The sequence below is a fragment of the Pseudomonas citronellolis genome, assembly GCF_001586155.1.
Lineage (GTDB): Bacteria > Pseudomonadota > Gammaproteobacteria > Pseudomonadales > Pseudomonadaceae > Pseudomonas > Pseudomonas citronellolis.
The window spans coordinates 6,435,837-6,447,195 of record NZ_CP014158.1; the positions used below are offsets into that span (position 1 = coordinate 6,435,837).

An 11,359-nucleotide genomic window follows, 5' to 3' on the forward strand; every position below is an offset into this window, starting at 1 on the left:
GCGTTAAAAACAGGCGAGCGATGCTCATTTAGCGAACTAAACTGCGCTCTCTCGCCTATTTGACTCGCTGCGCTCGCACTTCGGGCCAGCCTTCGGCTGTTACTCCCGTTGGTCGTTGCGCCTTGTTCTGCTCTAGCTCGCGAGATCGTAAACAGGTTCTGAGGCGGTTATAAGCTCAGGCAAAATCGTTCTGCCGCCGCCCGGCGGGCATTGCTCCGGGTCATTGACCGGCGCTGGCGCCGCTCGCATCCTCAGGGCTTTCTGCCCACCAAGGATGCTCGAACAATGAAACTGGAAACCCTGGCGATCCACGCCGGCTACAGCCCCGACCCGACCACCAAGGCAGTGGCCGTGCCGATCTACCAGACCACCTCCTACGCCTTCGACGACACCCAGCACGGCGCCGACCTGTTCGACCTGAAGGTGGCCGGCAACATCTACACGCGGATCATGAACCCCACCAACGACGTGCTGGAGCAGCGCGTCGCCGCCCTGGAAGGCGGCGTGGGGGCGCTGGCCGTGGCTTCGGGCATGGCCGCCATCACCTACGCCATCCAGACGGTGGCCGAGGCCGGCGACAACATCGTCTCGGTGGCCAAGCTCTACGGCGGCACCTACAACCTGCTGGCCCACACCCTGCCGCGCTTCGGCATCCAGACGCGCTTCGCGCCTCACGACGACGTGGCCGCGCTGGAAGCGCTGATCGACGAGCGCACCAAGGCGGTGTTCTGCGAATCCATCGGCAACCCGGCGGGCAACATCGTCGACCTCCAGGCCCTGGCCGACGCCGCGCACCGCCATGGCGTGCCGCTGATCGTCGACAACACCGTGGCGACGCCCATCCTCTGCCGGCCCTTCGAGCACGGCGCGGACATAGTCGTGCATTCGCTGACCAAGTACATCGGCGGCCACGGCACCAGCATCGGCGGCATCGTGGTCGACTCCGGCAAGTTCCCCTGGGCGCAGCACAAGGAGCGCTTCCCGCTGCTCAACACCCCGGACCCGTCCTACCACGGCGTGACCTACACCGAAGCCTTCGGCCCGGCCGCGTTCATCGGCCGCTGCCGCGTGGTGCCGCTGCGCAACACCGGCGCGGCGCTGTCGCCGTTCAACGCCTTCCTCATCCTCCAGGGCCTGGAGACCCTCGCCCTGCGCATGGAGCGCCACTGCGAGAACGCGCTGAAGGTCGCCCACTACCTGGAGCAGCACCCGCAGGTGGCCTGGGTGAAATACGCCGGCCTGCCGGAGCACCCCGAGCACGCCCTGGCCAAACGCTACATGGACGGCAAGCCGGCCTCGATCCTGTCCTTCGGCATCCAGGGCGGCGCCGAGGCCGGCGCGCGCTTCATCGACGCGCTGAAGCTGGTGGTGCGCCTGGTCAACATCGGCGACGCCAAGTCCCTGGCCTGCCACCCGGCCAGCACCACCCACCGCCAGCTCAACGCCGAGGAACTGGCCCGCGCCGGGGTGAGCCAGGACATGGTGCGGCTGTCCATCGGCATCGAGCACAGCGACGACATCATCGCCGACCTCGAACAGGCCCTGGCCGCCGCCGCGGCTTGATATCCGCCGGGTGCGGCTCCAGATTGGGGGAATCCTCTTCCGGAGCCGCTCCATGACCGACCCCCTGCTGATTCCCTGCCCGCACTGCGGCGGGCTCAACCGCCTGCCGGCCGCGCGCCTGGGCGACCATCCGCGCTGCGGGCGCTGCAAGCACGAGGTGCTGCCGGGCAAGCCCTTCGCCATCGACGAAGCCGGCTTCGCCGCCCAGCTCAAGGGCGACCTGCCGCTGCTGCTGGACGTCTGGGCCGACTGGTGCGGCCCATGCAAGGCCTTCGCGCCCACCTTCGAGCAGGCCGCCGCGCGGCTTTCCGGGCGCTGCCGCCTGGCCAAGCTCGACAGCGAGGCCAACCCGCGCCTGGCCGGGCAACTGGGCATCCGCTCCATCCCCAGCCTGATCCTCTTCAAGGACGGCCGCGAAGTGGCGCGCCAGAGCGGCGCCCTGCCGCTGCCGCAACTGCTCGACTGGCTGGCCCGCCAGGGCCTGTGAGGCGCCGCGACCGCTTCGGTCAGCGCGCCTGAGCGAAGCGGTCATTGCCCGCCGCGGCAGGGCGGCTAGGCTTGCCTGGACAGAACAAGAAGCGGAGCCGCCCGATGTCCTTTCCCGTCGAATTCGTCCGCCAGATGACCGAAGAGCACATCGCCTTCGTCAAGCGCTGCGGGCTCAAGGCCGAAATCCTCGAACGCGGCCACGTGCGCCTGCGTATGCCGCTGCACGGCAACGAGAACCACCTGGGCAACATGTACGCCGGCGCCCTCTTCACCCTCGCCGAGCTGCCCGGCGGCGTCATCACCCTGACCAGCTTCGACAGCCACCGCTTCTACCCCATCGTCAAGGAAGCCGGCCTGCGCTTTCGCCGCCCGGCGGCCAGCGACGTGCGGGTGGAGGCCCGCCTGGACGAGGCCGAGCTCAAGCGCATCGCCGAGGAAGCCACGCTCAACGGCAAGGCCGAGTACGTGCTGGAGCTGCAGCTCAAGGACGCCCACGGCGAGGTGGTAGCGGAAAGCCGCGCCGTCTATCAGCTGCGCAGCCGTTGATCCGCGGCCCTTGCGCTGCGTCAACATGGGCGCGCGCGGCTGGGCCAGAGTGGTGGGACCGCCGGAGGATCCCACCATGCCCAAGCACATCCTGGTCGCCCACGACCTCAGCGTCGAAGCCGACGTCGCCGTGCGCCGCGCCGCGCAACTGGCCGCCGAGCACGATGCCCGCGTCAGCCTGCTGCACGTCATCGAACAGCCCCTGGGCGCGCCGCTGCTGGCCAAGGCCCGGCAGAGCGCCGTCGCCGCGCTGCAGGACAGTGCCCGCAGCGCCGGCCTGGTGGATTACCAGCCGCTGGTCGCCGAGGGCCGCCCGGCCAGCGTGATAGCCGCCACGGCGCAGGAGCTGCAGGCGGACCTGCTGGTCACCGGCACTCACCGCCATGCGCTGGTGGAGCGTTTCGACGGCACCACCCTGGAACAGATCCTGCGCTGCAGCCGGGTGCCCGCGCTGCTGGTGACCGATTCGCAGCTGCGCCCCTACCGGCGGGCGCTCAGCGCCCTGGACTTCTCCGTCGGCGCCTGCCACGCCTGGCGCAGCGCCTGCGCCTGGTTGGCGCCGGGCGGCGAACTGCGGGCCCTGCATGCCTACGACGCCGGCAACGACCCCGCCCGGCTGCGCGAACGCCTGGACGAGCAACGCCAGCTGCTGGAACAGATGATGCACGACGAGAGCCAGCAGGTGGGCGGCCCGCTGCCGCAACTCGAGTGCCTGGTGAGTTCGATGGGGGTTCGCGAAGCGCTGGACCACAGCCTGGCCGACTGGCAGCCGCAGCTACTGGTGCTCGGCAGCCGCGGGCGCGGCGCGCTACAGCAGGCCCTGCTGGGCAGCACGGCGCGCTACTACCTGCGCCGGCCGCCTTGCGACCTGCTGGTCAGTGCCTGAATAGAGCAGCTTCAAGCTTCAAGCAGACCGTGCAGTTCGACGAACTGCTGGGTCAGCTTGTGGCGGGGGTCGAGGTAGATCAGCGGGGTGCAGGCCTGGTGCGACTCGCGCATCTTCACCGAGCTCATCAGGTACACCGGCAGCACCGGCATTTCCTCTTCCACCAGTTCGTCGAGCAGTTGCTGCGGCAGGCTGGCGCGCGGCTGGAACTGGTTGACCACGATGCCCTCCACTTCCAGGTCCTCGTTGTGGTCCTCCTTCAGCTCCTCGATCTCGCGCAGCAGGCCGTACAGCGCCTGGCGGGAGAAGCTGTCGCAGTCGAAGGGGATCAGGCAGCGGTCGGCGGCGATCAGCGCGGATACCGTGTAGAAGTTCAGCGCCGGCGGGGTGTCCAGGTAGATGCGGTCGTAATCCTCGGCCAGCTCGTCGAGCAGTTTGCGCAGCTTGTTGATCTTGTGCTTGGCCTCGAGCTTGGGCTGCAGGTCGGCCAACTCGGCGGTGGCGGTCACCACATGGAGGTTGTCGAACGGCGTCTCGTAGATGTCCACCTTGCCCTTGCGGGCGAAGGGGCCGCCGGAGAGGCTCTGCTTGAAGAAGTCGGCGATGCCCATGGGCACGTCGTCGCCGGTCAGGCCGGTGAGGTAATGGGTGGAATTGCCCTGGGCGTCCAGATCCACCAGCAGCGTGCGGTAGCCCTCGGCGGCGCTCACGGCGGCCAGGTTGCAGGCAATGCTCGACTTGCCGACCCCGCCCTTCTGATTGAAAACCACGCGACGCATGAGCACCCCTCCAAGCCGTTCAAGTGACAGCGGATTCTATGCAATGCCCATGACGAGGGCGAGCACTTGCGCATGCCGTCGGGCGGCGCCTAGGCCGCCGCGCCGCGGGTGACCAGCTCGATGAAGGCCAGCGCCGCCGGGGACCTCTCGCTGCGCCGCCGCACCAGCCATACCGAGCTGGTCGCGCCAGGGTCCAGCAGGGTGCGGTAGACCACCCCGTCCACCCGCGTGCGGCGGAACGAGCCGGGCAGCATGGAAACCCCCAGGCCCGCCGCCACCAGGCCGATGATGGTCATGGCCTCGCCGGCCTCCTGGCTGATGCGCGGGGTGAAACCGGCCTGCCGCGCCAGCGCCTGCAACTGGTCGTAGAGGCCGGTGCCGTAGCTGCGCGGGAAGAACACGAAGGGCTCCTCGGCCAGCGCCGCCAGCTCCAGGCCCTCCAGCGAATCGCGGGCCAGCGGGTGGTCGGCGCGCAGCACCGCCACCAGCGGTTCGCTGAACAGCTCCACCGCCTCCAGCGAGGCCGGCAGCTGGAAGGAGCGGATCACCCCAACCTGCAGGCGCTCTTCCTGCAGCGCTTCGACGATCTGCCGGCTGCTCATCTCCTGCAGGTCCAGGTGCACTTCCGGGTAGGCCTGGCGGAAGGCGTGGATACTGCGCGGGATGGCCGAGGTGAAGGGCGCCGAGGCGGTGAAGCCGATGCGCAGCTCGCCCAGTTCGCCCTGGTGCGCGCGGCGCGCCAGCAGCACCGCGCGGTCGACCTGGGCCAACACCTGGCGGGCCTCGTCGAGGAACAGCCGGCCGGCTTCGGTCAGCGCCACCCGACGGTTGGTGCGCTCCAGCAGGCGCGCGCCTATCTCCTCCTCCAGCGCCTGGATCTGCTGGCTCAGCGGCGGCTGGGAGATGCCCAGGGCCTCGGCGGCGCGGCCGAAATGCAGTTCCTCGGCGACGGCGATGAAGTAACGCAGGTGGCGCAGCTCCATGGGAACTCCGAATGAGTCGAATTACATATCAAACGTGTCGATCAATATATTGGAAATAATAAAAGCCCTTCCTTATCCTTGTCACACAAGCCCAATAACGACTTTCCACTTTCTGCCAGCCTGGCTGCGCGGGCCGATTTCGCTCGCCGCGAGGCACACCCCTTTCCAGAATCGAGGTGAGTTGTGAGTCACTCTGCCGTGCGGGCTTCGTCGGATTCCGAACCCGCCTTGCTGCAGGCCGCCGAGGCGGCCAACCAGGCGCTGGCCGGCGCCGTGAACGACATCGAGAGCTACATCGAGAAAGGCACCCCGGCCTTCATGCGCACCTCGCTTGCGCTGTTCTCCGGCGGCTTCGCCACCTTCGCCCTGCTCTACTGCGTGCAGCCGATGATGCCGGTGCTGTCGCAGACCTTCGCCCTCAGCGCCGCGCAGAGCAGCCTGGTGCTGTCCATCGCGACCATCATGATGGCCCTCGGCCTGCTGGTCACCGGGCCGATTTCCGACGCCATCGGGCGCAAGCCGATCATGGTCGCCTCGCTGGCCTTCGCCGCCCTCTTCACCCTGGCCAGCGCGGTGATGCCGACCTGGCACGGGGTGCTGGCCATGCGCGCGCTGGTCGGGCTGTCGCTCAGCGGCCTGGCGGCGGTGGGCATGACCTACCTGAGCGAGGAAATCCACCCGCAGCACATCGGCCTGTCCATGGGGCTGTACATCGGCGGCAACGCCATCGGCGGCATGAGCGGGCGGCTGATCACCGGCGTGCTGGTGGACTTCATGTCCTGGCACGCGGCCATCGCCATCCTCGGCGGCCTGGCCCTGGTGGCGGCCGTGGTGTTCTGGCGCATTCTCCCGGAGTCGCGCAACTTCCGCCCCACCGCGCTGAACCTCCGGCAACTGGCCGACGGCTTCGCCTCGCACCTGCGCGACGCCGGCCTGCCCTGGCTGTTCCTCGAGGGCTTCCTGCTGATGGGCGCCTTCGTCACCCTGTTCAACTACATCGGCTACCGCCTGCTGGCCGATCCGTACCACCTCAGCCAGGCCGTGGTCGGCGTGCTCTCGCTGGTGTACCTGGTGGGCATTTACAGCTCCGCCTGGGTCGGCTCGCTGGCCGACCGCCTGGGCCGGCGCAAGGTGCTCTGGGCGGTGATAGTGCTGATGCTCAGCGGCCTGCTGCTGACCCTGCTGCCGGCGCTGCCGCTGATAGTCGCGGGCATGCTGCTGTTCACCTTCGGCTTCTTCGCCGCGCACTCGGTGGCCAGCAGCTGGATCGGCCGCCGCGCGCTCAAGGCCAAGGGCCAGGCCTCGTCGCTGTACCTGTTCAGCTATTACCTGGGCTCCAGCGTGGCCGGCACCACCGGCGGGGTGTTCTGGCACCACTTCGGCTGGACCGGCGTCGGCCTGTTCATCGCCGCGCTGCTGAGCATCGCCGTGCTGGTGGCGTTGCACCTGGCGCGTCTGGCAGTGTTACCGCGCACCCTTCCCGCGCTGAGCACCCCGCACAACTGAGTAGTTTCTACACACTCAGTTTCGATTCTGTCGGCGACAGATATGCCAGTGTCGCCTCTGGATATGACATTCCCATGATCGCGACGCCCCTATCCCGGGGCGTCGTGGCACTTCTACCCAACTTTTTCGCGCCTACGACCAAGGTCGTAACAAAATGTGGCGCGCATCTTGCGTTCAGGAAAAGGAACACCTCGTTGGATTATCAAAACGGCTTCGGCTGCGCAGGACGCATTTCCTTCCTTTTCTCGCTGTAGGTAACGCATGAGCAGTACCCCATCCGCCGGTCTGGCCCAGGGCCTGAAGAACCGCCACGTCACCATGTTGTCCATCGCCGGGGCCATCGGCGCCGGCCTCTTCGTCGGCTCCGGCCACGCCATCGCCGAAGCCGGCCCGGGTGTCATGGTCTCCTACCTGGTCGCCGGCCTGCTGGTGGTCCTGGTCATGCGCATGCTGGCCGAAATGGCCGTCGCGCAGCCGGACAGCGGCTCCTTCTCCACCTACGCCGACCGCGCCATCGGCCACTGGGCCGGCTTCACCATCGGCTGGCTGTACTGGTGGTTCTGGGTGCTGGTGATCCCGCTGGAGGCCAACGCCGCCGCCGCCATCATCCACGCCTGGATCCCCGGCGCGCCGATCTGGGTCCTGGCCTTCGTGATCACCGCGGCGCTGACCGTGACCAACCTGTTCAGCGTGAAGAACTACGGTGAGTTCGAGTTCTGGCTGGCACTGATCAAGGTCGGCTCGATCATCGCCTTCCTGGTCATGGGTTGCGCGGCCATCTTCGGCGTCTCGCCGAACCCCGAGGTCAGCGGCATCAGCCACCTGTACGCCGAGGGCGGCTTCCTGCCCAAGGGCTGGGGCGCCGTGCTGGCGGCCCTGCTGACCACCATGTTCTCCTTCATGGGCTCGGAGATCGTCACCATCGCCGCCACCGAGTCCAAGGACCCGGCGCAGCAGATCACCCGCGCCACCAACTCGGTGATCTGGCGGATCGCGCTGTTCTACCTGCTGTCGATCCTGATCGTGGTCTGCCTGGTGCCGTGGAACGACCCGCGCCTGGTGAGCATGGGCTCCTACCAGACCGTGCTGGAGCACCTGCACGTGCCCTACGCCAAGCTGATCGTCGACATCATCGTCCTGGTCTCGGTGACCAGCTGCCTGAACTCGGCGCTCTACACCGCCTCGCGGATGATGTACTCGCTGAGCAAGCGCGGCGACGCCCCGCGCATCGCCCAGGCGACCAGCGCCAGCCGCACCCCGGTGTATGCCGTGCTGCTGTCCACCGCCATGGCCTTCCTGTGCACCTTCGCCAACTACCTGGCCCCGGCCGAAGTGTTCAACTTCCTGCTGGCCAGCTCCGGCGCCATCGCCCTGCTGGTGTACCTGGTGATCGCCATCTCGCAGCTGAACATGCGCAAGAAGCTGCTCGCCCAGGGCCACCAGCTGACGCTGAAGATGTGGCTGTTCCCCTGGCTGACCTGGGCGGTGATCCTGTTCATCGCCGGCGCCCTGGTAACCATGATGATCCGCCCGGACCACCGCATGGAGGTGGTCGCCACCGCCCTGCTGACCATCGTGGTCGTGTGCTCCGGCCTGCTGGTGGCGAACCGTCGCAAGGCCCAGCAGCGCGCCGCCGGCTACGCGGCCGACGCCGCCTGACGCACAGCGCCCATGAAAAAGCCCCGCCAATGGCGGGGCTTTTTCGTTGGGTGCATGTTTTGTAGGAGCGCGCCCTGCGCGCGAATCGCGGGCAGGGCCCGCTCCTACAGATTGGCACCGAATTTCCCGACCATGTCCGCAGGGCGAAGCGTCAGTGATACTGCGCCGACAGCTCGTGCACCGCCTCGAAGAAGGCGCCGGCGTGGGCCGGGTCGACTTCCGGGGTGATGCCGTGGCCGAGGTTGAACACGTGGCCGCTGCCCTGGCCGTAGGCGCCGAGGATGCGCGCTACTTCGCGGCGGATGGCTTCCGGGTTGGCGTAGAGCACCGACGGGTCCATGTTGCCCTGCAGCGCCACCTTGTCGCCGACGCGGGCGCGGGCGTTGCCGATGTCGCAGGTCCAGTCCAGGCCCAGCGCTTCGGCGCCGGTGTCGGCCATGGATTCCAGCCACAGGCCGCCGCCCTTGGTGAAGAGGATCACCGGCACCTGGCGGCCGTCGTGCTCGCGGATCAGGCCGTCGACGATCTTCTTCATGTAGGCCAGGGAGAATTCCTGGTACGCCGCCGACGACAGGCTGCCGCCCCAGGAGTCGAAGATCTGCACGGCCTGGGCGCCAGCGCGGATCTGCCCGTTGAGGTAGCTGGTGACCGACTGCGCCAGCTTGTCGAGTAGCGCATGCATGGCCTGCGGGTTGTCGTAGAGCATCGCCTTGGACTTGCGGAAGTCCCTGCTGGAGCCGCCTTCAACCATGTAGGTGGCGAGGGTCCAGGGACTGCCGGAGAAGCCGATCAGCGGCACCCGGCCGTTCAGCTCGCGGCGGATGGTGCGCACCGCGTCCATGACGTAGCCCAGGTCCTTCTCCGGATCGGGAATCGGCAGCGCCTCGATGTCGGCCAGGCTGGAGACCACCTTCTTGAAGCGCGGGCCTTCGCCGGTTTCGAAGAACAGGCCCTGGCCCATGGCGTCGGGGATGGTGAGGATGTCGGAGAAGAGGATCGCCGCGTCCAGCTGCGGGTAGCGGTCCAGCGGCTGCAGGGTCACCTCGCAGGCCAGCTGCGGGTTCATGCACAGGCTCATGAAGTCCCCGGCCTTGGCACGGGTGGCGCGGTATTCCGGGAGATAGCGGCCGGCCTGGCGCATCATCCACACGGGGGTAACGTCGACGGGCTGCTTGAGCAGGGCACGGAGGAAGCGATCGTTCTTCAGGGCAGTCATGGCGGCATCCGGCAAAAAAGTGCGGGCATTTTCGCAAAGCCCAAAGCAAAAGGCACGGCGGGGGCCGTGCCTTTTGTCCATCGCGGCATTCTGCCGCAGCGCCATACATCTTTTGCAGGAGCGCGCCCTGCGCGCGATTCGCGGGCAGGGCCCGCTCCTACAGGGGCAGGGTTCGCAGTCGTAGGATGGGTTGAGCGAAGCGATACCCATCACCCCACGGCCGCATGGGTTTCGCAAAGCTCAACCCATCCTACGAAAAGCGCCTCGGCGCAGCCGGCAAGACAGCCAATCAGACGCCGAGGTAGTCGAGGATGCCCTCGGCTGCAGTGCGCCCTTCGAAGATCGCCGTCACCACCAGGTCGGAACCGCGGACCATGTCGCCGCCGGCGAAGATCTTCGGGTTGCTGGTCTGGTGCTTGAACTGCGCGGCGGCCGGGGCGATGACGCGGCCCTGGCTGTCGATCTCGACCTGGTGCTGCTCGAACCAGGGCGCCGGGCTCGGGCGGAAGCCGAAGGCGATCAGCACGGCTTCGGCCGGGATGATCTCCTCGGAGCCCGGGATCGGCTCGGGGCTGCGGCGGCCACGGGCGTCCGGTTCGCCGAGACGGGTCTCGACCACCTTCACGCCTTCCACCCTGTCCTCGCCGACGATGGCGATGGGCTGGCGGTTGAAGAGGAACTTCACGCCCTCTTCCTTGGCGTTCTTCACCTCTTTGCGCGAGCCGGGCATGTTCTCTTCGTCGCGGCGGTAGGCGCAGGTCACACTCTTGGCGCCCTGGCGGATGGAGGTGCGGTTGCAGTCCATCGCGGTGTCGCCGCCGCCCAGGACCACCACGCGCTTGCCCTTCATGTCGACGAAGTCCTCGGGGGACTTCTCGAAGCCGAGGTTGCGGTTCACGTTGGCGATCAGGAAGTCCAGCGCATCGTGCACGCCGGGCAGGTCCTCGCCGGGGAAGCCACCCTTCATGTAGGTGTAGGTGCCCATGCCCATGAACACGGCATCGTACTCATCGAGCAGTTGCTCCATGGTCACGTCCTTGCCGATCTCGGTGTTCAGGCGGAACTCGATGCCCATGCCGGTGAAGACTTCGCGGCGGCGCGACAGCACGTGCTTTTCCAGCTTGAACTCGGGGATGCCGAAGGTCAGCAGGCCGCCGATTTCCGGGTTGCGGTCGTACACCACCGGGGTCACGCCGTTGCGCACCAGCACGTCGGCGCAGCCCAGGCCGGCCGGGCCGGCGCCGATCACCGCGACGCGCTTGCCGGTGGGCTTGACCTTGGACATGTCCGGGCGCCAGCCCATGGCGAAGGCGGTGTCGGTGATGTATTTCTCCACCGAGCCGATGGTCACCGCGCCGAAACCGTCGTTGAGGGTGCAGGCACCCTCGCAGAGGCGGTCCTGCGGACACACCCGGCCGCAGACTTCCGGCAGGGTGTTGGTCTGGTGCGACAGCTCGGCGGCGGCCAGGATGTTGCCTTCGGAAACCAGCTTCAGCCAGTTGGGGATGAAGTTGTGGACCGGGCACTTCCACTCGCAGTACGGGTTGCCGCAGCCCAGGCAGCGGTGGGCCTGGTCAGCCGCCTGCTGCGGCTTGAACAGGTCGTAGATTTCCACGAACTCGCGCTTGCGCTGGCGCAGCAGTTTCTTCTTCGGATCCTTGCGCCCGACTTCGATGAACTGGAAGTCATTGTTGAGACGTTCAGACATTTCAAGACCTCTTCAGACTTCAGG

10 protein-coding genes are annotated in these 11,359 nt (G+C 67.5%); 6 read left to right on the plus strand and 4 right to left on the minus strand.

Features of this window, described 5'->3' with window-relative positions:
• Positions 1-285 precede the first annotated feature (285 nt).
• The 4 genes from PcP3B5_RS28090 to PcP3B5_RS28105 all read left to right on the plus strand — a co-directional run bounded on the left by PcP3B5_RS28090 (position 286) and on the right by PcP3B5_RS28105 (position 3,484).
• Positions 286-1,563 carry a bifunctional O-acetylhomoserine aminocarboxypropyltransferase/cysteine synthase gene (locus tag PcP3B5_RS28090; protein ID WP_061562989.1) on the plus strand — a complete coding sequence of 426 codons (1,278 nt, stop codon included), beginning with the start codon at positions 286-288 and terminating at the stop codon, positions 1,561-1,563.
• Between the two features lie 52 nt (positions 1,564-1,615).
• The gene (gene trxC / locus PcP3B5_RS28095; protein WP_061562990.1) at positions 1,616-2,050 is read left to right on the plus strand and encodes a thioredoxin TrxC; all 435 of its coding nucleotides are present in this window, start codon (positions 1,616-1,618) and stop codon (positions 2,048-2,050) included.
• Between the two features lie 104 nt (positions 2,051-2,154).
• Positions 2,155-2,598 (plus strand): PaaI family thioesterase, encoded by a 444-nt coding sequence (locus PcP3B5_RS28100; protein ID WP_009613620.1) that lies wholly within the window; start codon positions 2,155-2,157, stop codon positions 2,596-2,598.
• 76 nt (positions 2,599-2,674) lie between these two features.
• Positions 2,675-3,484, plus strand: coding sequence for a universal stress protein (locus tag PcP3B5_RS28105; protein WP_061562991.1), 810 nt, complete (start codon positions 2,675-2,677; stop codon positions 3,482-3,484).
• A gap of 11 nt (positions 3,485-3,495) precedes the next feature.
• Here the strand turns inward: PcP3B5_RS28105 and PcP3B5_RS28110 are convergent, their stop codons facing one another.
• Together PcP3B5_RS28110 and PcP3B5_RS28115 are read right to left on the minus strand one after the other, a co-directional pair.
• Entirely contained in the window at positions 3,496-4,263 is a 768-nt protein-coding gene (locus PcP3B5_RS28110; RefSeq protein ID WP_009613622.1) for a ParA family protein, read from the minus strand.
• 89 nt (positions 4,264-4,352) lie between these two features.
• Positions 4,353-5,246, minus strand: coding sequence for a LysR family transcriptional regulator (locus tag PcP3B5_RS28115; protein ID WP_009613623.1), 894 nt, complete (start codon positions 5,244-5,246; stop codon positions 4,353-4,355).
• Between the two features lie 183 nt (positions 5,247-5,429).
• On the opposite strand from PcP3B5_RS28115, the gene PcP3B5_RS28120 reads away from it, so the two are divergent.
• Both PcP3B5_RS28120 and gabP read left to right on the plus strand, forming a co-directional pair.
• Positions 5,430-6,752 carry an MFS transporter gene (locus tag PcP3B5_RS28120; RefSeq protein WP_058070735.1) on the plus strand — a complete coding sequence of 441 codons (1,323 nt, stop codon included), beginning with the start codon at positions 5,430-5,432 and terminating at the stop codon, positions 6,750-6,752.
• Between the two features lie 261 nt (positions 6,753-7,013).
• Positions 7,014-8,411: a GABA permease gene (gene gabP, locus PcP3B5_RS28125; RefSeq protein WP_058070736.1), complete on the plus strand. Its 1,398-nt coding sequence runs from the start codon at positions 7,014-7,016 to the stop codon at positions 8,409-8,411.
• Between the two features lie 151 nt (positions 8,412-8,562).
• Here gabP and hemE read toward each other — a convergent pair whose 3' ends face one another.
• Together hemE and PcP3B5_RS28135 are read right to left on the minus strand one after the other, a co-directional pair.
• On the minus strand, positions 8,563-9,627 hold the full coding sequence (gene hemE, locus PcP3B5_RS28130; RefSeq protein WP_061562992.1) for a uroporphyrinogen decarboxylase: 1,065 nt from the start codon (positions 9,625-9,627) through the stop codon (positions 8,563-8,565).
• 289 nt (positions 9,628-9,916) lie between these two features.
• Positions 9,917-11,335, minus strand: coding sequence for an FAD-dependent oxidoreductase (locus PcP3B5_RS28135; protein WP_061562993.1), 1,419 nt, complete (start codon positions 11,333-11,335; stop codon positions 9,917-9,919).
• Between the last annotated feature and the right edge of the window lie 24 nt (positions 11,336-11,359).